Origin of the sequence: Paenibacillus oryzisoli (assembly GCF_001653565.1) — a bacterium.
GTDB classification, from domain to species: Bacteria; Bacillota; Bacilli; order Paenibacillales; family NBRC-103111; genus Paenibacillus_E; species Paenibacillus_E oryzisoli.
Genome location: NZ_LYPB01000049.1, coordinates 309,970 through 331,042, shown reverse-complemented (window position 1 = coordinate 331,042; position 21,073 = coordinate 309,970). Strand labels below are relative to the sequence as shown.

General features: G+C 45.5%; 16 protein-coding genes. 13 read left to right on the top strand and 3 right to left on the bottom strand.

All coding sequences use genetic code 11. The annotated features are described in order from the left end of the window. The first annotated feature begins 28 nt into the window (after positions 1 to 28). The 8 genes from A8708_RS07390 to A8708_RS07355 all read left to right on the top strand — a co-directional run bounded on the left by A8708_RS07390 (position 29) and on the right by A8708_RS07355 (position 9,972). Positions 29 to 3,625, top strand: coding sequence for a DNA polymerase III subunit alpha (locus A8708_RS07390; protein WP_068662846.1), 3,597 nt, complete (start codon positions 29 to 31; stop codon positions 3,623 to 3,625). A 334-nt stretch (positions 3,626 to 3,959) separates the two neighbouring features. Next, positions 3,960 to 4,460 (top strand): phosphatidylglycerophosphatase A family protein, encoded by a 501-nt coding sequence (locus A8708_RS07385; RefSeq protein WP_068662845.1) that lies wholly within the window; start codon positions 3,960 to 3,962, stop codon positions 4,458 to 4,460. 262 nt (positions 4,461 to 4,722) lie between these two features. Beyond that, a complete protein-coding gene (locus A8708_RS07380; RefSeq protein WP_028554922.1) occupies positions 4,723 to 4,911 on the top strand; it encodes a hypothetical protein in 189 nt (62 codons plus the stop codon). Positions 4,912 to 4,977: 66 nt separating this feature from the next. Then, positions 4,978 to 5,844, top strand: a complete 867-nt coding sequence (accD, locus tag A8708_RS07375) for an acetyl-CoA carboxylase, carboxyltransferase subunit beta (protein ID WP_068662844.1) — start codon at positions 4,978 to 4,980, stop codon at positions 5,842 to 5,844. Further along, the gene (locus tag A8708_RS07370) at positions 5,834 to 6,814 is read left to right on the top strand and encodes an acetyl-CoA carboxylase carboxyltransferase subunit alpha (RefSeq protein WP_068662843.1); all 981 of its coding nucleotides are present in this window, start codon (positions 5,834 to 5,836) and stop codon (positions 6,812 to 6,814) included. Before accD ends, A8708_RS07370 begins: the two co-directional genes overlap by 11 nt. After that, complete coding sequence (pyk, locus tag A8708_RS07365) at positions 6,807 to 8,561, top strand: pyruvate kinase (protein WP_068662842.1); 1,755 nt, start codon at positions 6,807 to 6,809, stop codon at positions 8,559 to 8,561. Before A8708_RS07370 ends, pyk begins: the two co-directional genes overlap by 8 nt. 567 nt (positions 8,562 to 9,128) lie before the next feature. After that, on the top strand, positions 9,129 to 9,572 hold the full coding sequence (locus tag A8708_RS07360; protein WP_068662841.1) for an acyl-CoA thioesterase: 444 nt from the start codon (positions 9,129 to 9,131) through the stop codon (positions 9,570 to 9,572). A gap of 4 nt (positions 9,573 to 9,576) precedes the next feature. Further along, on the top strand, positions 9,577 to 9,972 hold the full coding sequence (locus tag A8708_RS07355; protein WP_068662840.1) for an FxsA family protein: 396 nt from the start codon (positions 9,577 to 9,579) through the stop codon (positions 9,970 to 9,972). 32 nt (positions 9,973 to 10,004) lie between these two features. On the opposite strand, the gene ytvI is transcribed toward A8708_RS07355, so the two are convergent. Further along, entirely contained in the window at positions 10,005 to 11,090 is a 1,086-nt protein-coding gene (gene ytvI, locus A8708_RS07350) for a sporulation integral membrane protein YtvI (RefSeq protein ID WP_239696582.1), read from the bottom strand. Positions 11,091 to 11,326: 236 nt separating this feature from the next. On the opposite strand from ytvI, the gene ppk1 reads away from it, so the two are divergent. Next, the gene (ppk1, locus tag A8708_RS07345) at positions 11,327 to 13,483 is read left to right on the top strand and encodes a polyphosphate kinase 1 (RefSeq protein WP_082927321.1); all 2,157 of its coding nucleotides are present in this window, start codon (positions 11,327 to 11,329) and stop codon (positions 13,481 to 13,483) included. On the opposite strand, the gene A8708_RS07340 is transcribed toward ppk1, so the two are convergent. Beyond that, positions 13,452 to 14,990: a Ppx/GppA phosphatase family protein gene (locus tag A8708_RS07340; protein ID WP_068662838.1), complete on the bottom strand. Its 1,539-nt coding sequence runs from the start codon at positions 14,988 to 14,990 to the stop codon at positions 13,452 to 13,454. The two genes, ppk1 and A8708_RS07340, sit on opposite strands and share 32 nt — an antisense overlap. 302 nt (positions 14,991 to 15,292) lie before the next feature. Between A8708_RS07340 and citZ the strand changes: the two genes are divergently transcribed. From citZ to A8708_RS07320, 4 genes are all read left to right on the top strand, one after another. Further along, entirely contained in the window at positions 15,293 to 16,405 is a 1,113-nt protein-coding gene (gene citZ, locus A8708_RS07335) for a citrate synthase (protein ID WP_068662837.1), read from the top strand. Between the two features lie 155 nt (positions 16,406 to 16,560). After that, positions 16,561 to 17,859: an NADP-dependent isocitrate dehydrogenase gene (icd, locus tag A8708_RS07330; RefSeq protein ID WP_068662836.1), complete on the top strand. Its 1,299-nt coding sequence runs from the start codon at positions 16,561 to 16,563 to the stop codon at positions 17,857 to 17,859. A 52-nt stretch (positions 17,860 to 17,911) separates the two neighbouring features. Next, positions 17,912 to 18,853 (top strand): malate dehydrogenase, encoded by a 942-nt coding sequence (gene mdh / locus A8708_RS07325; protein WP_068662835.1) that lies wholly within the window; start codon positions 17,912 to 17,914, stop codon positions 18,851 to 18,853. A gap of 272 nt (positions 18,854 to 19,125) precedes the next feature. Then, on the top strand, positions 19,126 to 19,566 hold the full coding sequence (locus tag A8708_RS07320) for a hypothetical protein (protein ID WP_068662834.1): 441 nt from the start codon (positions 19,126 to 19,128) through the stop codon (positions 19,564 to 19,566). A 327-nt stretch (positions 19,567 to 19,893) separates the two neighbouring features. On the opposite strand, the gene yfbR is transcribed toward A8708_RS07320, so the two are convergent. Beyond that, positions 19,894 to 20,493 carry a 5'-deoxynucleotidase gene (gene yfbR, locus A8708_RS07315; RefSeq protein ID WP_068662833.1) on the bottom strand — a complete coding sequence of 200 codons (600 nt, stop codon included), beginning with the start codon at positions 20,491 to 20,493 and terminating at the stop codon, positions 19,894 to 19,896. Positions 20,494 to 21,073: the final 580 nt, after the last annotated feature.

Here is a 21,073-nt window from a genome sequence, read left to right as displayed (position 1 = left end):
AAATCACGAAAGAAGGGGGGAACCAGCGATGAGTTCGTTTGTACATCTGCATGTGCATAGTGAATATAGCTTATTAGACGGTGCGGCACGAATGGAGGAGCTTGTTACACAAGCGGCCAATCTAGGTATGACCTCTCTGGCGTTGACAGATCATGGCGTCATGTACGGGGCAATCGCATTCTACAAAGCTTGCAAACAGCGGGGCATCAAACCAATTATTGGCTGTGAGGTTTACTTCACTTCGAGTTCCATTCGTGAAAAAGGGACCCGGCAGGAGCAGCCGATTTATCATCTTATTTTGCTTGCCAAAAATTTCAAAGGCTATCAAAATCTCATGAAGCTCACGTCGATCGCACATCTACAGGGCTTTCACTATAAACCACGTATTGATTTAGAACATTTATCCCAGCACTCAGAAGGGTTAATTTGCCTCAGTTCCTGTCTAGGGAGTGAGGTTTCCCAGCATTTGCTGCATAACCGGTATGACGAGGCTCGCCAAGCAGCAGAGCGGTATCGCGACATTTTCGGTGACGATTTCTTCCTGGAGATTCAAGATCATGGCATGATCGAGCAGAAAAAAGTGATGGTTTCCATGATTGAATTGAGCAAAGAAACCGGTATCCCGTTGATTGCAACGAATGATGTGCATTATGTCACAGAGCCAGATCATGTGATGCAAGATATTCTTATTTGTATAGGCACGGGCAAAACGGTAGAGGACACGGATCGGCTTAAGATGGGAACGAGCCAGATGTATTTGAAAAGCGAAGAGGAGATGAGGCGTCTATTCGTCCATGTGCCTGAAGCGCTTGCGAATACGGCCGTGGTAGCATCACGCTGTGATTTAGAACTGACGTTCGGCAAGTCGATTCTGCCCAGCTTCCGTCCGATCCCAGAACATTTAACAGCAGGCGCTTATTTGGAGGAGCTATGCAGACAAGGGCTGGAACAGCGTTACGGCAGCAAGCCTGAGTGGCAGGATGCGGCCCATCCCATGAAGAAACAAGCCGAAGACCGACTCACTTATGAGCTTGGTGTTATCGCGAACATGGGCTTCTCCGATTATTTCTTAATCGTATGGGACTTTATTCGATTTGCACATGAGAAAAGGATTATGACAGGGCCAGGGCGGGGATCCTCTGCGGGAAGTTTAGTTGCGTATGTCCTGCGCATTACGAATGTCGATCCGTTGCAATATAAGCTGCTATTCGAACGGTTTTTGAATCCTGAGCGTATCTCAATGCCCGACATTGATATCGATTTTAGCGATGAACGACGGGATGAAGTCATTGATTATGTCGTAGCCAAATATGGTCATGAACACGTTGCGCAAATTATTACTTTCGGAACGATGGCGGCAAAAGCTGCAGTACGAGATGTAGGGCGTGTTCTAAATGTCCCTTATGGAGACGTGGATCGAGCGGCGAAAGCCATTCCGAATCAGCTGGGGATGACCCTGAAGGATGCTCTGGAGATAAGCTCTGACTTGAAGGGAATGGTCGCTAGACAACCTAAGACCGCAGAGTTGCTAGAAATGGCCATGCGCGTTGAGGGGATGCCGCGTCATGCTTCAACGCATGCTGCTGGTGTTGTCATTTCACGAGAGCCGCTGACACACTATGTGCCTCTGCAAGAAGGGACGACTCAGACGGCGCTTACCCAATATACGATGGAGCATTTAGAGGCGATTGGACTTCTCAAGATGGATTTCTTGGGTCTGAGGACGCTTTCAATTATTGAACGAACCGTAGATTGGCTTGCCCAGATGGAAGAGGTTCACATTAATTTCGACCTCCTTGATATGGATTCGGATGATATCACATATGAAATGCTCAGCAGAGGGGAAACAACAGGTGTATTCCAACTAGAGTCGACCGGCTGCCGCAAAGTTCTCAAGGACTTGAAACCATCCCAATTCGAAGATATTATTTCTGTCTTGGCCTTGTACCGTCCAGGTCCGATGGAGTTTATTCCGAAATATATTGCTGGCAAGCACCAACAAATGGAGGTTGTTTATCCGCATCCAACACTTGAACCCATTCTGAGGGACACTTACGGCATCATCGTCTATCAAGAGCAAATCATGCAAATTGCTTCGTCGATGGCAGGTTTCAGCTTAGGCGAAGCAGATTTATTACGTAGAGCTGTTTCCAAAAAGAAGCGGGAAGTCCTTGATGAAGAACGGACGCATTTCGTTTCGGGAAGTTTGCGTCAAGGTTTTAACGCGGATGAGGCGAACCATGTGTATGATATGATCGTGCGTTTTGCCGATTACGGTTTCCCGCGTGCGCATGCGACAGCCTATGGCGTCTTAGCTTTTCAAACAGCTTATCTTAAAGCGCATTATCCCATCTACTTCATGGCATCCATGTTAACCGCCGTTATGGGGAATCACCGCAAGGTTGCTGAGTATGTGGACGAATGTAGACGCGTGAAGTTAGCCGTCCTGCCACCGGATGTGAACGGCAGCGGAACGGTGTTTACACCGGATTCGCGTGCAGGCGCGATCCGTTTTGGATTGGCAGCTATCAAAAATGTGGGCACGCAAGCTATAGATGCCATTCTTAGCGAGAGAAAGAAAGCGCCGTTCGAGAGCTTGCTCGATTTCTGCCGCAGGGTCGACCTCCGTGTATGTAATAAACGCGTGGTAGAATCCCTCATTCAAGGCGGGGCCTTCGATTCGCTTGGCGGTCATCGCGCGCAGCATCTTGCCATCCTGGATGAAACGATCGCTTCCGCTACGAAATGGCGCAAGGAACGGGACGATCTCCAGCTTCACCTGTTCGGATTCGTTGAAGAACCGAATTGGGAGGTGGAAGTACCGAATATCCCTCCGATGCCGCAAACGAAGCAGCTTGAGCTGGAGAAAGAGCTCCTTGGCATGTACATCTCAGGTCATCCATTGGATGCCTATACGGAACAGCTAGCAGAGCTTGATGCTGTGATGCTCCATCAGCTGACAGAGCTACCAGATCATAGCGATGTTCTGGTTGCCGGGATGATCCTCTCGAATAAGACCATCGTCACCAAAAAAGGTGATCCGATGGCGTTCATGGAGTTGGAGGATCGCATTGACAAGGTCGAGGTGGTCTTGTTCCCCGAGACCTGGAAGAAATCGGCTCCGCTCGTAGGGAAGGGCAGGCTCGTTCTCGTCCGCGGGAAGCTGCAGCTTCAGGACGAGGACGCGCCCAAGCTGCTCGCGGAGCAGCTGGCTGCGCTGGACGACTCAGAGGCCGTCCAGCGGCTTCGCCGGCAGCCTGCGGGCAGACGATCCCCTGACGATGTCAGGGATCGTGCGCCGCGCTCGGCTGCCCCGCAGAGCGGCGCGCGCAGCGCCGCTCCAGTACAGGCGGCCCCGGCAGCGGGCCGCCCAGAGCCTGCCGCTTCGGAGGCGAAGCCGCAGCGGGTGTTCGTCAAGATCACGGCTGACTGCGAGCAGCCGGATAAGCTCCAGCAGCTGAAGGCGCTGCTGAAGCTGCACAAGGGCGAGCTAGCGGTTGCGCTTTTCTATGAGGGAAGCAACAAGCTCCTGGCTTTAAGCGATCAGTACCGGGTCGATCCCAACAAGGACTTAACACGCATGATCGAGACGATTATGGGCAAAGATTCCGTTCGAGTGAAATGAGAATTCCTTTATCGGAGCCATTTAACGAGTGCTATCAGGTTAAATTGTAGTCTTACTGCTGAGTTAGGGCATTTTCCACTTATTTCTGACATCAGGCACCACTTGATATATATGTAAATATTCATTCCTACCACTTCGTTGGAGGGAAACTGCTCCTAGCGCACAATATTTGTGCGCAAGCGCCCGCCGCCCGGAGGGCCAGGCTAAAAAGTATATCGTTGTTTTTACTTGTTGTTCTAGTGTTTCTTGTGGTAAATATGACTTCCTTCGCATATGAATAGGAACCCGGATTTTCTTATTCATATTCAGCATCCCATTGCTAGGAGGAGGATTTATGACCGAACAACACATGATCCAGCTGCTCCAGAGACGCGGTGTGTCCGTGGATCAAGTCTCAGAAATTGTATACAAGCTGCAGAAGCCGTATAATGATCAACTCACGATTCAAGAATGTGTAGACAGTGTGCTGGCAGTACTTTCCAAACGCGAAGTGCAATATACCCTCTATACAGGGATTGCGCTGGATGAATTAGCCGAGAAGAAGATGCTGCCAGAACCGCTGCAATCGATTCTTGATGTAGATGAGCCTCTCTACGGGGTAGATGAGACGTTAGCACTTGGGATAGTGCATGTGTATGGGATGATTGGGTTAACCAGCTTCGGTTATTTGGATAAGGAAAAAATAGGAATCATTCGGGCGCTGAACGATGATCGCAGCAGTGTGCATGTTTTTCTGGACGACTTAATTTGTGGATTGGCAGCAGCAGCCTCAGCCAGAATCGCTCACCAAAATGAGCATGCGCCTGATTATAGCTCCAAACAACGTCTGGACTAAACCCAAATAGTTCAGGCTTTACTTTAAATATAGAAATTATATGTTTCACATAATAAATCTGCTATATTTCTAGATAAACGCTCACGTCCATAGTGGACTGTGTAGTCGTTTATTTCGTTTCAAGAATCTGCTCTGTTGCGGGCAAAAGTGAAATTATGCTATCATTATTGCATTGTGTGTTCCTATGGGTATAAAGGATGTTATTATCGTCATAGCTTAGTTGCCTTAGTGTTTGTAGTTGCACGTCATAGGAGGTTTATTCATGTGGACGGTGATCTATATAGCTCCTACTGCGAAAATTGCAGAGCGGATTAAACAGAGGCTGACGGAAGAAGGTTTTCTGGTTCAAGTACGAGGCATCTCTTTATCCAAGAATCAGTTTGAAATTGTTGTTCCCGAAGGGGAGCTAGAAGAAGTGCAAGAAGTGCTCAATTCTATTTTACATAGATAGTTAAAGTAGAACTAAGAAACGTGGCTTGTCAGGGAATATAGATCATAGCCAAGTAGAGGTGGAAATGTGCTAAAGGATTTATTTCAAAAGCGAAAATATGCAACGATTCCTTCCGAAAGAACGAAAAGAGAGATTCCTGAGGGTTTAATGAATAAATGTCCGAAGTGTGGCACGATTCAAACAAGCAAAGAGCTTGAGAAGAATCTAAAAGTGTGTACGTCTTGCGGTTATCATTATCGTTTAAGCGCATCCGAACGAATCCAACTAACGCTCGATGAAGGTCAATTTATAGAATTTGATGCGGATATGATTTCCGAAGATCCCTTGCAGTTTCCTGATTATGTCGAGAAGTTGGACAAAGCCAAGAATGCAACGAAGCTTCAGGATGCGATTATGACGGGTCAAGGAACAATTGGCGGATATCCGGTTATCGTTGCTGCGATGAGCTTTGATTTTATGGGAGGCTCGCTAGGTTCTGTTGTTGGTGAAAAAATGACGAGAGCCGTCGAAATTGCGATTGAGAAAAAGCTTCCGATTCTCATTTATTCCACATCTGGTGGCGCACGTATGCAAGAAAGTATTCTTAGCCTTATGCAAATGGCCAAAACAAGTGCAGCATTGTCCAAGCTTAGCGAGGATGGCGGATTATTCATATCTATTATTACAGATCCGACATTCGGCGGGGTTTCGGCGAGCTTTGCGATGCTTGGCGATATTATTATTGCAGAGCCGGCTGCTTCTTTTGGTTTTACCGGTCGCCGTGTTATTGAACAAACGATTAAGCAGAAACTTCCGGATAATTTCCAAACTTCTGAATTCAATCTCGAACATGGTCAGCTCGACAAGGTCGTCTGCCGCAAGGATATGAGACCGACGTTAATTAAGCTGCTTGACATGCACGGGACGAAGGAGGAGGCGACTTATGCCGGGTGAAATGCCGTTTGAACAGCCGCTGGCGGAACTCAAAAGCAAAATTGCCGAGCTGCGTAAATTTGGCGCAGAGAAGCAAATTGACTTTTCAGAGGAAATTCGACGTTTAGAAGAAAGATATGCGCAATTAGAGGATGAACTGTATACAACCATGACGTCTGCGGAAAAAATGCAATTAGCACGTCATCCGCAAAGACCGACGACAATCGATTATATCCATACGATTTTTACGGATTTCATCGAATTTCATGGAGACCGTTTATATGGTGATGATTTAGCCATCGTTGGGGGTCTGGCGAAACTGAACGGGGTACCCGTGACGGTTGTTGGTCACCAAAAAGGGAAAGATACGAAGGACAATATCTTACGAAATTTCGGATGTCCGCACCCAGAAGGATTCCGTAAAGCGCTGCGTTTGATGCGTCAAGCTAATAAATTTAAGCGTCCGATTGTGACTTTTATTGATACCAAAGGGGCATTCCCTGGGAATGCTGCTGAAGAACGCGGTCAAGGAGAAGCGATTGCCAGAAACTTGCTGGAAATGGCCTCTTTTCGTGTGCCGATCATTTGTATCGTTATCGGAGAGGGCGGCAGTGGTGGCGCTCTTGCATTAGGTTTAGGCAATAAGGTGTTAATGTTGGAGAATGCGATCTATTCGGTTATTAGTCCCGAAGGCGCGGCTTCAATTCTTTATAAAGATGCGTCTAAAGCATTACACGCGGCAGAAGCTATGAAAATTACGGCTGATCACATCCTTGAACTCGGTGTTATCGATGGGATCATACCGGAGCCCAAGGGCGGCGCTCACCGGGATTTAGCAACACAAGCCGAACATATTAAATCAGCGATCTGGGAACAGCTTCAGCAATTGCTAAGTATGACCGAAGGGGAGCTGCTCGAGGACCGTTACCGCAAATTTAGAGATATCGGTCGGTTCACATTCACTCAGGAGGGTAACAGTAACCATGCGTAAAACGAAAATTGTCTGTACCATTGGACCAGCAAGCGAATCACAAGAGAATTTGAAAAAACTTCTAGTAGCGGGCATGAACGTCGCTCGTCTTAACTTCTCCCACGGAGATTTTGAAGAGCACGGTGCACGTATCCGCAACCTTCGCGCTGCATCCGCCGAGACAGGTAAAATAGCTGCAATTCTGCTTGATACCAAAGGACCGGAAATCCGTACAGGCAAGCTAAAAGAAGAGCCAATTGAGCTTGTTCAGGACAAGCACATCACTTTAACAACAGAAGAAATTCTCGGGGATGCAGATCGTATCTCTGTTACTTACTCGGATCTGCCGCGTGACGTTAAAGTCGGATCGACGATTCTTATCGATGACGGTTTGATCGGTCTTACGGTTGTTGACATTCGTGGAACTGAAATCGAGTGCCGTATTGTTAATGGCGGAACGATCAAAAGTAAAAAAGGCGTTAACGTACCAGGCGTGAAAATTAGCCTTCCAGGCATCACCGAAAAAGATGCGAATGACATCGTGTTTGGTATCGAACAAGGTGTAGATTTCATCGCAGCTTCTTTCGTGCGTAAAGCAAGTGATGTTATGGAAATTCGTGAATTGTTGGAGCGTCATAACGCTTCACATATCCAAATTATCTCCAAAATCGAAAACCAAGAAGGCGTTGATAACCTTGACGAAATTCTTGAAGTTTCCGACGGTTTGATGGTTGCTCGTGGAGATCTTGGTGTTGAGATTCCAGCTGAGGACGTGCCAGTTGTTCAAAAGCAAATGATCAAAAAATGTAACATCGTTGGTAAACCGGTTATTACGGCTACAATGATGCTCGATTCCATGCAACGTAATCCGCGTCCTACACGTGCAGAAGCAAGTGACGTAGCGAATGCGGTATTCGACGGAACGGATGCTGTAATGTTGTCCGGTGAGACAGCGGCTGGAAAATACCCAGTTGAATCCGTTGAAACGATGGCTCGTATTGCTGAGCGTGCAGAAGCGGCTTTGGAATATAAAGAAATCTTCCTACGCCAAGCACAAGCGCAACAAGTGACTGTGACTGAAGCGATCTCACAAGCGGTTGCGAACTCCGCACTAGAACTAGGCGCTAAAGCGATTCTGACAGCTACTGAAAGTGGCTACACAGCTCGTATGGTATCCAAATATCGTCCGAAATCGCCGATCATCGCAGTTACACCAAGCGAGCAAGTGATTCGTCGTTTATCACTTGTTTGGGGAGTTATCCCAGTACTGGGAACACAAGCGAAAACAACGGACGAGCTATTCAACCTTGCGGTGGATAGTTCCATCAAAACAGGACTTGTTTCCCTTGGTGATATCGTTGTGATCACAGCAGGCGTGCCAGTAGGCCGCTCTGGAACAACGAACCTGATCAAAGTTCATCACGTTGGTGAGATGATTGCAAAAGGGACAGGCATTGGCATGCAAACAGCGACAGGTACTGTCGTAACGGCACGTACGCCTGAAGAGGCTCTTGCCAAAATGGTAGACGGAGCTGTGCTTGTAACAGTTTCGACGGACAAAGAGTACATGCCGGCTGTTCAAAGAGCTTCTGCCCTGATTACCGAAGTTGGCGGTATCACGTCTCACGCGGCAGTTGTTGCACTAAGCCTTGGTATCCCAGTCATCGTAGGCGTAGAAAATGCAGTTGAATTAATCAAAGACGGTACAGAAGTGTCCATTTACCCAGAAGTAGGCGTTATCTACTCAGGTCAAGCGAGCGTTCTGTAAGGTATAACGAAGAGTGAAGCGAGAGTTATCTTGCTTCACTCTTTTTTGCGTTTTTCCGCTTCTGCTCCATATCGCTCCCTCTTCCGCTGTAGAGCTAAGATTAGCTCAATTTGGGCTACTTGGCTGTAATCGTAGAAGGTAAAGATGAAGGAGTAGAAGTATGGTCAATTGAGTAGCATGCTTTCCAAATAAATGTAAAATCTACAGTTAATTTCACTGATTTCTCTGAGAATTATCGAATAGATGGAAAAAGTACAGCTAATCTGATCAAGATTGATGGTTTCGTGGGTTTTACAGGAAATTAGCTGTAGAAAATCCATCTAAAGCTCTCGAATACAGAGAATCAGCGAAAATAACTACATAAAATCCATTTAACTTGTTTGTGGCGGTGGAGTAAGGTTTGGCTGCGGCTACAGAGGCATAGGCGTAGGTGGAGGTTGGAGTTGGGGTTGGGGAAGTGGCAAGGCAACAGCATCAGTAATCGTTATGTAGTAGACCACACAATGAAGGATATACACCGTACCTATGGTATAATGGACTCACCAAGTGATAGTGGGAGGAAACACCATGACTCAAGAACGGTGGCATCAGCAAGAGCTGCGTGTGCGTTATCAAGAGACGGATCAAATGGGGGTCGTGTACCATGCCAACTATTTGACTTGGTTCGAAATCGGACGAACAGAGCTCATTCGATCGTTAGGTTATCCTTATCGTAAAATAGAGGAAATGGGACTCTTGCTCCCCGTTACGGAAGCCGATCTCAAATTCAAAAAGCCCGCTAGATACGATGACCGGATTGGCATCTACACACGGGTGTCGCAAATGAGCGGTGTTCGATTGCAATTTGCCTATGAAATTCGCAGAATTCATGACGATCTCACTGAAGAATTGCTAGTTACCGGAACATCCCATCACGTTTGGGTGAATCCTTCTTGGAAGCCAGTACGTATAGATAAGGAAGCGCCGGAGTTGTGGCAGCTCATTATGAAGTATACTGAAGACGGAGGCTGAACCTATGTTGCGATGGATTATAGCTATTTTAATTCTCGTTCCTGCAGTAGAAATTACCATTCTAATCATGCTTGGACATTTAGTTGGAGGTTGGATGACCTTCCTGTTAATCATAGCGAGCGGCTTCTTGGGTGCTTACTTTGCGAAGCGCGAGGGACGGAAGGTAATGGAGTATGCGAAGTTTGAGTGGTCGCAGGGGCAGTTGCCAGCGCAGCAAATCCTTGATGGGATCTGTATTTTCCTTGGTGGGATTTTGCTTATTACACCGGGATTCATAACAGATATCCTAGGTTTCCTACTCGTCTTTCCCTACACGAGGCCGATATTCAAAGTTATGCTGCTAGCCATCATTCGTAGACAAATTGGTAAAGGCAAGATGCACATCATTAATCGCAGATAAGGAATATGTAAACGAAAGGCTCGGTCAGCCTCCTATTCAGGAGGTGCCGAGCCTTTGTGTATGTATGCTGTAATATCATGGAAAATTCGTGCCCGATAGAACGCGGTGATGAGAATAAGGGATACGGGTCCGACGATGAGTCCAAGTAGCCCGAATAATTTCAACCCTACGAACATGGCAATAAGTGTAGCTAGTGGATCAAGGCCGACCGATGAGGCTAATACCTTAGGCTCCATAATTTGCCGCGCGATCACAATAACGCCATATAGGACACTCAGACCAATGCCAAGTACGATATTACCTTGCGCGAAGAAAACGTAGAGGATCCATGGTACCATAACAGCGCCTGTTCCTAGGTACGGCATCAAGTCAGCTAAACCAGTTAATAGGCCGATCGTGATCGCGTAATCAACTCGGAGAACAAGCAAGCCAATAATAACGACGAGTGCAGTGAGCGAAACGAGAATCAACTGAGCCCTTAAATAGCCAAACAACGCTTTCTGCAGGTCTGTTCGAATCAATTTGGTCGTTTTGACAATCACATCAGAGAAGATGCCCTTATAGCGCTTTATGAGTCCGTACCAGTCCTTGCTGATGAAAAAGGTAGCCAACATAACAATGATTGTAATCGTAGCGATATTGGGTAATGAGGTTAGGAAAGCTTTGAGCGCTGCAAAAATATAGGTGATGACCAATTTACTTACGTCTGCAATTGAACCAGCTGTGGAAGAGAGATTGGTATTAACGGTCTCCTGATATTTCGGGTTATTTTCAAAAAACTCATTCACGCGCTCAATCCATTGTTGAAAGGTGACGGAATTAATAAATACGTTAAATTCTTCGACCCACCGGTTAATTTGAAGTTGAATTGTATCCGCAAGGGAGCCAAGTTCCACAACAATATTAGCTACAAGCAAAGTGATAATGGTAACCATTGCACCAGCGAATAAAATCATGGATAACGAGACAGACAGCCATCTGGGAAGCTTACATTTGAATTGAAAAAAATTAACTAACGGATTGAGCATAAGTGCAATAATCCAACCAAAAATAAAAGGATAAATGAGTGGAATGATATAGTAAAAGGCAATGGCTACTAAGAACAGAATTATGGCCACCCATATGCCCCTGAAAATTTGGTGAACCAGTCGCGGATTTAGGATACCCATGGTAGGAATCACTCCTTGTTTCAAGTCATTATATTGTAACACGAACATGGATAAATACGGAAATATCATCATCTTTACAAAATCTTAATATAGTGAAATGAGGGGTATTGGATTGTCGCCCCCCTAACACGCATAGTACAATGAAGATATTAAATCACTAAAAATGGAATAATACTGGAGGATTTATGAGTATTGCGCGCGAACCAGAACTGAAGGATGTTAAGGAACTGAAAGAACTGAAAGAACTCAAGGAAATCAAAGAAGTCAAAGAGATTTCAACCAAGTACTTAAATCGTGATTTGAGCTGGATCGAGTTCAATTGGCGTGTGCTTGAGGAAGCGCAGGATGCGAGTACACCACTGCTAGAGCGTGTGAAATTTCTATCGATCGTATCGAGCAACCTCGATGAATTCATGAGTGTTCGTGTCGCAGGACTCAAGGATCAGATAAAGGCTGGCTATACTAAGAAGGATTTCACGGGGTACACACCGGCAGGACTCATTAAGCGAATTATGAAGCGTACAGCGAAAATGGTGACGGAGCAGTACAAGACGTATCGAGAAGTAACGAGGCATCTAGCGAAGGAAGGCATCGTTTTTACGGAATATGAAGATCTGAACACGTCTCAGAAAAAAGCCATGGACGCGTATTATCATGATATTATTTTTCCCGTACTCACGCCAATGGCAGTTGATCAGAGTCGTCCGTTTCCACTTGTACATAATCAATCCTTATATTTGGCCGTGTTGTTAGTGCGTGAGGGGGAGGATCTGGACGAGGAACCTTACTTCGCTATTGTTCAAATTCCTAGCAATTTATCTCGCTGTATTCCTGTTCCTACCCGGACTAATAGCAAAAAGAATGAGTTTATTCTTCTTGAAGAGTTGATTGAGCATCACATTCAGTCCTTATTTAGTGGCTACATTCCTATTTCTGTGCATGGCTTCCGAGTAACGCGAAATGCGGATCTAACGCTCAATGAAGAAGGAGCAGAGGATTTACTGGAAGAGATCGAAAAGGAGCTTAGACGCAGACGTTGGGGCTCTCCTGTGAGACTGGAGGTCCAAGAGGGTATCCATCCATACGCGCTGGCGCAATTGCAGGATGAATTTGAGATTGAGGAACAAATCATTGAGATTGATGGACCCTTGGATATCACATACTTTATGAAGCTTGCCAACACTCTGAACGGCTACGATAATCTGCGCTATCCGCGCGTTGTGGCCAAATATCCTGTAGAGTTTGAAGATACAGCTAATTCGGCAGAATTTTTTAATATTCTCAGAATGAAAGATGTGCTCGTTCATCATCCGTACGAAACTTTTGACGCAGTGACGGATTTTATCGTCCATGCCGCTTATGATCCGCACGTATTGGCTATCAAGATGACCTTATACAGGGCAAGTGGCAAATCGCCGATCATTCAAGCTTTGGCTAGGGCCGCAGAATCTGGTAAACAAGTTACGGTAGTCGTTGAGCTGAAGGCGAGGTTCGATGAAGAACGGAACATTGCTTGGGCACGAATGCTGGAGAAATCGGGCTGCCACGTGGTTTATGGACTAGTAGGACTCAAAACACATGCCAAAATTACACTTGTCGTTCGTCAGGAAGAGCATACGCTTCGTCGTTATGTTCATGTTGGAACAGGGAACTACAATGACAGTACAGCGCGGCTCTATACGGATGTAGGTTTATTCACATCGAACAGTGTGATTGGCGAAGATGCTTCTGCACTTTTCAACGAAATTACCGGTTATTCGGCACCTCATGATTGGCAATCTTTTGCTGTCGCGCCAACGGATTTGAAGGATAAGTTATTCGAGCTTATCGCACGTGAATCAGAGCATGCGAGAGCAGGCCGTCCAGCGCAGATTATTGCGAAAATGAATTCCTTATCTAACCAAGAAATGGTGGATGCGCTATATGCAGCGTCACAAGCTGGCGTGAAAATTGAACTTATCATTCGAGGTGTGTGCTGCTTGAGACCTGGTGTGCCTGGTCTGAGTGAGAATATTACTGTTCGAAGTATTGTAGACCGATTCTTGGAACATTCCCGGATTTACTATTTCGAGAATGGCGGAGATGTCGATGTCTATCTGTCTTCAGCAGATTGGATGACGCGCAATTTGACTCGGCGAATCGAGTTGATGTGCCCTGTTCTGGACGGAGATATGAAGAAGATGATGATTCAAATTCTCAATGTGACACTTCATGATAATGTCAAAGCACGGGAACTCATGCCTAATGGTATGTATACGCGCATAAAAAATGAACTGACCCCTTATCGGAGCCAGTTCGAGGCGATGCGAATTACTTCTTGGAAAAAACTTCGTCTTGAGTAGAAAGTTTGAGTTCCCATATTTTTTCGAAATCCTTGGTGATTGCGTTAAGTTCCTTAAGCTCCAAATAAGGCTTGTGCGTGTAATGCATAGTGAGATTCATTGAAGTTGCAGAACTGTCGATCTGTAAGGTTTGAATGGGCTGTGTCTCACTGGCATCCATAGTTATAGCAAGCTTAAGTAAAGCACCTAACTTGATGATCAAGGTAAGATCGGATTCCAGTAAGAGGTCCTTGTATACAAGTGCCTGCTGCTGGGTCCGATTTTTTGTTTTGAAAGTGGCAATTAGCGATACGATAACAATCTCTCGATGGCTGAGGCCGTCAATGTGCGCCTCTTGAATCATGTATTCCGTGTGCTTCAGGAACTGGTAGTAATGGACGCTCACGCCAATTCGGTACAGAAGAGCAGCTGTGTGAAGCAACAGTCTGCCGCGTGTTTCTAAATCTGTCCATGGCGCCAGCGCGTCGTATAATTGCATCGCAAAGGTGTCAATGTGCCGAACATGGGGGAGAGCTGCATTCGGGTGGAGCATCAGGATATTCTGAATGCTAGCTTCCAATACGTTAACCTTTACAGGCTGCTTCGGGTTATAGGTTTCAAAGAATAAGCCGTCGCGTAAGCCAGATCCACTTATGACACATGATGAGGATTGCGCGGCTTCGAATATCGTCTCTAGAATAAGTAGCCCAGGCACCATAATATCCACTCGTTCTTTGGAGAGGCCATCGATCTTCTTTCTTTTTTCAATCGTTAACGTGGATAAAAGTATTGAGAATTCTTGAAGCTCACCAGGCTTCATAACGTAATTGTGAGCAAGTTGAAGGGGGTACCTATTACGTTTGCGGCTCATTTTGCCAAGTGTCCGAATCGTCCCGCCTAGTCCAATCATAGGAAGATAGGGTGAATTCATAATCCATGACTGTGAAGCTACGGCCTCGTGTACCATTTTACGAATATCAGCCATCTCAGAATCCGTTAGATTATCGCCTTTCATAAATTGACGAGTGGTGTTCACAGCTCCGAAGGGAAAAGAGACACTTTGCACGAGCTCCCGATCTTTGACGAAGGAAACTTCTGTACTTCCACCGCCAATATCAATAATCATGCCATCGCGGATATCCATGGAATTAATGACGCCTAAATAGCCATACCGAGCCTCCTCAAACCCGCTCAGCACCTCGATTGTGAGTCCTGTTTGTTCTTCAAGAATCCGGACGATTTCTGACGTGTTGGCAGCGTTTCGAACAGCTGCAGTAGCTACGGCTCGAACGGTTGTAACAAATTGAGACTGGCATAACCTGGCATAGTGGGTTAAGATAGGAACGATTGAAATAATATCTGTGTTATGTAAGATGCCATCTTGACCCATACGTTCGCTAAGTCTAGCGGAATCTTTATGTTCGCTCACGACGCGATATGCTCCATGCGCATTTATTTCATAAATGACAAGTCGAATGGAGTTGGATCCGATATCGATGATGCCAATCCTAGTTGCAAGGTTGCTCATTGTGTCGCTCCTTTATAACTTAATTTCACGGATACATTCCTTACATTGTATCAATCTCGCACAATGTCTACAAATTTTTCCGTACACATTGCATTAATTCGAGGAATTTAACAAAAACTTGTATCGTGTGTTCGGAACCAGTGAGTTCAAAAAACGCGAAAATTTTTCGCCAAAAAGATTTTCTATGGTAGTGATAATTTACTTCTATGACCCCATTTGTTCACTTAACGAGTAAAATACCTTATTATTAAGAGAAGAAAACAGCAATATTATGCTAATAGAGTAGCTAAGGAGAGATTCCCATGTCTGCAACCAAAGGTTTAGAAGGAATTGTAGCCACAACCTCGTCGATCAGCTCCATTGTAGATGGCGTGCTTACGTATCGCGGGATTGATATTGATGACCTCGCAGAAAATGCGACTTTTGAAGAAGTTATTTACTTACTTTGGTTCGGTAAATTGCCTACTCAAGCTGAACTTGAGAAATTGCAAAGCGACCTGAACGCATACAGCAAAGTACCCGACGCGGTAATTGATATGATTCGTGCATTCCCGAAAGATGTGAATTCCATGGCTGCGCTTCGTACAGCAGTTTCTGCACTTGCTCTGTATGATGCGGAAGCAAATGATTCAAGTTCGGAATCCAATGTACGTAAAGCTATCAAATTGCAAGCGCAAATTCCAGCAATTATCGCGGCTTTCTCACGCATACGTGAAGGCAAAGAGCCAGTAGCTTCCCCAGGATATTCATCTGTTGCTGCTAACTTCTTGTTCCAACTGACAGGTAAAGAGCCAGATAAAGTTGCTATCGAAGCGTTGGACAAAGCATTGGTACTTCATGCTGACCACGAGTTGAATGCTTCCACGTTCGCTGCCCGTGTAACTGTAGCAACATTGACTGACATTTATTCTGGTATTACGTCCGCAATCGGCACGCTCAAAGGACCACTTCACGGTGGCGCGAACGAAGCGGTTATGGTTATGCTTGAAGAGATCGGTACAGTTGAGAATGTTGTTCCGTACATTAACGGCAAATTAGAGCGCAAAGACAAAATCATGGGCTTCGGTCACCGCGTATACAAAAACGGGGATCCTCGTGCAAAGCACTTGCAAAAAATGTCTTATGAGCTTGGCAAATTGACAGGTAACCTGAAATGGTACGAAATGTCCATTAAAGCAGACGAGTTGGTAACAGGTCTTAAAGGTTTGAAACCGAACGTTGATTTCTACTCCGCATCTGTATACACGACGCTAGAGATCCCACGTGACTTGTTTACACCGATCTTCGCGATCTCCCGTACTTCCGGTTGGGCCGCTCATATTCTTGAGCAGTACGAGAACAATCGTCTGATTCGTCCTCGCGCAGAGTATACAGGTCCAGTTAACCAAAAATATATTCCAATTGGCCAACGCTAATTGTTAATTCTTAAGCTCAAAGTGCGGGCGTTCGGTACTGTGCCCCAGGTATCTGGGGGAGTGCTGTAATACCCGTCACTTTTTGTGTGCCTAGTCATGCACAACATATAGAAAAAGATATCATTTTCATACAAATTTGAGGAGGAACTATTCACATGCCACAATTCGAAAACTACGAACTACCAACAGAAGGACAAAAAATCACGATCGAAAACGGTGTACTTCAAGTCCCTAATAACCCAATTATCCCTTTCATCGAGGGTGACGGTACAGGTCCTGACATCTGGGCAGCTTCCGTTCGTGTTCTAGATGCTGCAGTTGAGAAAGCATATAAAGGCGAAAAGAAAATCGCTTGGTATGAAGTATTTGCTGGTGAGAAAGCATTCAACAAATTCAACAACTGGTTGCCTAACGATACATTAACAGCTATGCGTGAATACATCGTGTCTATCAAAGGACCTCTTACTACACCAATCGGTGGCGGTATCCGTTCCCTAAACGTGGCACTTCGTCAAGAGCTTGATCTTTACGTATGTTCCCGTCCAGTTCGTTACTTCAATGGAGTTCCATCCCCAGTTAAACGTCCTGAGTTGGTTGACATGGTTATTTTCCGTGAAAATACAGAAGATATCTACGCAGGTATCGAGTGGGAAGCTGGTTCCGAAGCAGTTAAGAAAGTAATCTCTTTCTTGCAAAATGAAATGGGCGTTAACAAAATCCGTTTCCCTGAAACTTCAGGTATCGGTGTTAAGCCAGTATCTTCCGAAGGTACAGAGCGTTTGGTTCGCGCAGCTATCGAGTACGCAATCAAACATGGCCGCAAAACGTTAACATTGGTACACAAAGGTAACATCATGAAGTTCACAGAAGGCGCGTTCAAAAACTGGGGTTACGAGTTGGCTGAGCGTGAATATGCGGATAAAACATTTACATGGGCACAATATGACCGTATTAAAGAAGCAGAAGGCGCTGAAGCTGCAAACAAAGCACAAAAAGATGCTGAAGCTGCTGGCAAAATCATCGTAAAAGATGCGATTGCTGACATCGCGCTTCAACAAGTATTGACACGTCCTACGGATTTCGACGTAATCGCTACATTGAACTTGAATGGTGATTACCTGTCTGATGCACTAGCTGCACAAGTTGGCGGTATCGGTATCGCTCCAGGAGCTAACATCAACTACTTGACTGGTCACGCGATCTTCGAAGCAACTCACGGTACAGCTCCTAAATATGCTGGTCTTGACGTTGTTAACCCAGGTTCCGTTATCCTTTCCGGTGTAATGTTGCTTGAGCACCTTGGCTGGTTGGAAGCAGCTCAATTGATCTACAAAGGTTTGGAAACATCCATCAACAACAAAACAGTTACTTACGACTTCGCACGTTTGATGGAAGGCGCGAAAGAAATCAAGTGCTCCGAGTTCGCAAACGAAATCATCAAAAACATGGCTTAATTTCGTACCTATCGTTGAGTTAGACTGAAGATTATGAGGAGGTATATTTTAAATGGCTATTCGTCGTAATAAAATTACCGTTGTTGGCGCGGGTTTCACAGGTGCTACTACTGCTCTAATGCTAGCTCAAAAAGAACTTGGTGACGTTGTTCTACTCGATATTCCGCAATTAGAAAACCCTACTAAGGGAAAAGCGCTTGACATGCTTGAAGCAGGTCCTGTGCAAGGCTTTGACGCTCAAATCACAGGTACATCCAGTTATGAGGATGCAGCCAATTCCGACATTGTCATTATTACGGCAGGGATTGCTCGAAAGCCGGGAATGAGCCGCGACGATCTTGTTAACACAAATGCGGGTATCGTCAAATCCGTTTGTGAGAACGTGAAGGAAGTTGCGCCAGATTCCATTGTAATCATTTTGAGTAATCCTGTTGACGCCATGACCTACGTCGCTTACCAGGCTCTAGGGTTCCCGAAAAACCGCGTTATCGGTCAATCCGGTGTACTTGATACTGCCCGTTATTTAACATTCATCTCGCAAGAGTTGAACGTATCCGTGGAGGATGTAAAGGGTGTTGTTATCGGTGGACACGGTGATGACATGGTACCGCTTGTGCGTTACACCTACGCCGGCGGTGTGCCGATTGAGAAGCTGATTTCAGCTGAGCGCATCGAAGCTATCGTGGGGCGTACACGCACTGGCGGGGGCGAAATCGTTAACCTGCTTGGTAACGGTAGTGCATACTACGCACCAGCGGCGTCGCTTGTGCAGATGACGGAAGCGATCCTGAAAGATAAGAAGCGAATCATACCGACAATCGCGCTGCTTGAAGGCGAGTACGGATATAACAATCTGTTCATGGGAGTTCTGACAGTTCTGGGTGCGAACGGCATCGAGAAAATTATGGACATCGAATTGACAGATGCTGAGAAGTCAGCGCTGGACAAAACAGCTGAATCCGTACGGAATGTTATTAAAGTAGTGGCAGGTTAAATCAAGATGGGCCAGTTTCCTAGATCTTAGGAGGCTGGTCTTTTTTTATTGAGATGCACCAATGAAGGGATATTGAAGGATCGATAGGTCTTTCCGTGTCAATGCTCGAATCTTACGAAGGGAGATTAGGGGGTGTTTCTGCTTATTTAGTCACAGTTTTATGGAGATATGGTGAATTTGTATGGAATTTGACATCGCTTTCTTGTTACCTACATTCTGATTCTGTATACTAAAAGAGAACGATTCTAATTAAAATTGCGGAGGTCGACTCAATGCCAGAATCAGTACAACACGTAATGCTTTTTTTACACGTAATTAGTGCTTTATTGCTTGGATCTTATGTTGTTTTCCCTTTCATTGTAGGACGAGCAGCCAGCTTATCCGGTGCAGGACAAGAAAGCTTCATGGGATTATTGTCAACGTTGAATCGTATTGGCCAGTTTTCTTTGATTGTCACCTTCATCTCTGGAGGAGCGATGGTCAGCGAAGGTAGCTTCTCAGGTTTATGGATGGCACTCGCTATCATTCTACTTGTAATTGTGGGGGCAGTTACAGGCATGATTGGCGGTCGTATCAAGAAATTGAGAGCGAACAGTGCGGCAGGTAAAAATACAGCAGCAGACGCTGCGAAAATTAAAACATTTAGCTGGATTGCTTCCATTGCAGTTATTCTAGCTATTGTGATTATGACAAATCCTCAAATTTTGGCATAGTAATAAGGATACATAAGAACCTCTTATTTCGCATGGTTCATGCGGGATAAGAGGTTCTTTGTTGTTTGGGTGATAAGGGATAGGCACTTATCAACTACTGGCCAACTAAATGGATTTCTTACAGTTAAATTTGGAGGAAACAATGGGATTCATGCAGTAAATGGAAATTGTACAGCTAATCTGAGGCTTTTCGGAAAATTGGATGCATATCGACTAAATTAACTACATGAAATCCATCTATTTCAAAAAATGAGGTGAAAACGGTAGAAGTAGATGGAGTTTTTCCTGTTAGTAGTCAGCTTGGAGCGATAATCTTCCAATGCGGTCTTATTCGCTCGGGTCTGCGATATCCAGCGTGATTTCATCCAGCGTTTTTTCGAAGGAAGCGCTCATATGTTCCAAGAAGTAATCGACTTCTGGCATGTTCATCTTCTTCAAGCTGTCGAGCACTTGCTGTTTGGCGACAACGAACTCACGGTTACCAGTAGAGAGCTCAGTTAAGCATTTGATGTAGGCTTCGATCAGATCAGCGGCCTTCACCCAACGATAAAGCTCAGGGTCAGGTTCTTGTATAAGGCCGCGGTAGATGCTGCTTAGCGCTGGTGGGATAGTGCCGATCAGTCTTTCTACAGCGACGTCTTCAATTTCACGGAAATTCCGCAGAATTTGCTCGTTGTTGTGTTTGACGGGCTGAGGGATGTCACCTGTGAGCACCTCGGAAGCGTCGTGGAACAGAGCGATAGAGACAACGCGGTCGGTTGGTACATTCCCACCATAGACTTCGTTGGAGATGGTGCACAGCATATGTGCAATCGAAGCAACATAGAAGGAATGCTCGGCTACATTCTCGCGGCGCATGTTCCACATGAGGCTCCAGCGGTCGATATATTTGAGACGATATAAGTAAGCAAAAAAGTGATGATTCATCGTAAGTTCCTCCCGAAAACGGAGCGTATGCATTCCGTAAATTATTGTCCCCTAACAGGTATAACACTTCACCTATTTGAAGTCAATAAATGTGGGAGTCGAAGTGGGGAAGAAGCTAGGAACGAGATTTGACATCTGACGCGTGACCGAGCACCGCATGCCGCGATAGCACCGTGCTGGGAGGCGTTCGGAGTGCATAAAGAATAGAAGGCTAGAACCTGATTGCTTGCTGTTGTATTCTTTCCTGATAAACTGCGCTACAACTTCGAGCTTAACCGCGGTGTGGAAAAAAGTGCTTGAACGTCCAGCTTCGAAGGAACTATCATTAGTCCGAAATCACCGAAATAAAGCGAGAATTGCTTTTGAAATAGGCCAATTAGTCCGATTTTGTCGACTTAATTATCCCATTTTTCCTTTGGTGGAGGGGTTGGGATCGATTTAGTTAGGCTTTTTCTGACTAATTAATCTTGAGTGATGCGGCACCTGAGAATAGTTCGGTTATTTCGGACTATTTGGTGCGGGAGGAGTAACTTATGCGTAGTTAGATGATAAATTCGAGTAGCTTGTGCGAGCGAGTGGC

Bases quoted from the DNA above. Each gene is read 5' to 3' on its own strand.
- pyk (WP_068662842.1), top strand. From the start codon at position 6,807: ATGCGTAAAACGAAAATTGTCTGTACCATTGGACCAGCAAGCGAATCA.
- A8708_RS07385 (WP_068662845.1), top strand. From the start codon at position 3,960: ATGACCGAACAACACATGATCCAGCTGCTCCAGAGACGCGGTGTGTCC.
- A8708_RS07390 (WP_068662846.1), top strand. From the start codon at position 29: ATGAGTTCGTTTGTACATCTGCATGTGCATAGTGAATATAGCTTATTA.
- A8708_RS07360 (WP_068662841.1), top strand. From the start codon at position 9,129: ATGACTCAAGAACGGTGGCATCAGCAAGAGCTGCGTGTGCGTTATCAA.
- yfbR (WP_068662833.1), bottom strand. From the start codon at position 20,493: ATGAATCATCACTTTTTTGCTTACTTATATCGTCTCAAATATATCGAC.
- mdh (WP_068662835.1), top strand. From the start codon at position 17,912: ATGGCTATTCGTCGTAATAAAATTACCGTTGTTGGCGCGGGTTTCACA.
- A8708_RS07380 (WP_028554922.1), top strand. From the start codon at position 4,723: ATGTGGACGGTGATCTATATAGCTCCTACTGCGAAAATTGCAGAGCGG.
- A8708_RS07355 (WP_068662840.1), top strand. From the start codon at position 9,577: ATGTTGCGATGGATTATAGCTATTTTAATTCTCGTTCCTGCAGTAGAA.
- A8708_RS07370 (WP_068662843.1), top strand. From the start codon at position 5,834: ATGCCGGGTGAAATGCCGTTTGAACAGCCGCTGGCGGAACTCAAAAGC.
- citZ (WP_068662837.1), top strand. From the start codon at position 15,293: ATGTCTGCAACCAAAGGTTTAGAAGGAATTGTAGCCACAACCTCGTCG.
- A8708_RS07340 (WP_068662838.1), bottom strand. From the start codon at position 14,990: ATGAGCAACCTTGCAACTAGGATTGGCATCATCGATATCGGATCCAAC.
- icd (WP_068662836.1), top strand. From the start codon at position 16,561: ATGCCACAATTCGAAAACTACGAACTACCAACAGAAGGACAAAAAATC.
- A8708_RS07320 (WP_068662834.1), top strand. From the start codon at position 19,126: ATGCCAGAATCAGTACAACACGTAATGCTTTTTTTACACGTAATTAGT.
- ppk1 (WP_082927321.1), top strand. From the start codon at position 11,327: ATGAGTATTGCGCGCGAACCAGAACTGAAGGATGTTAAGGAACTGAAA.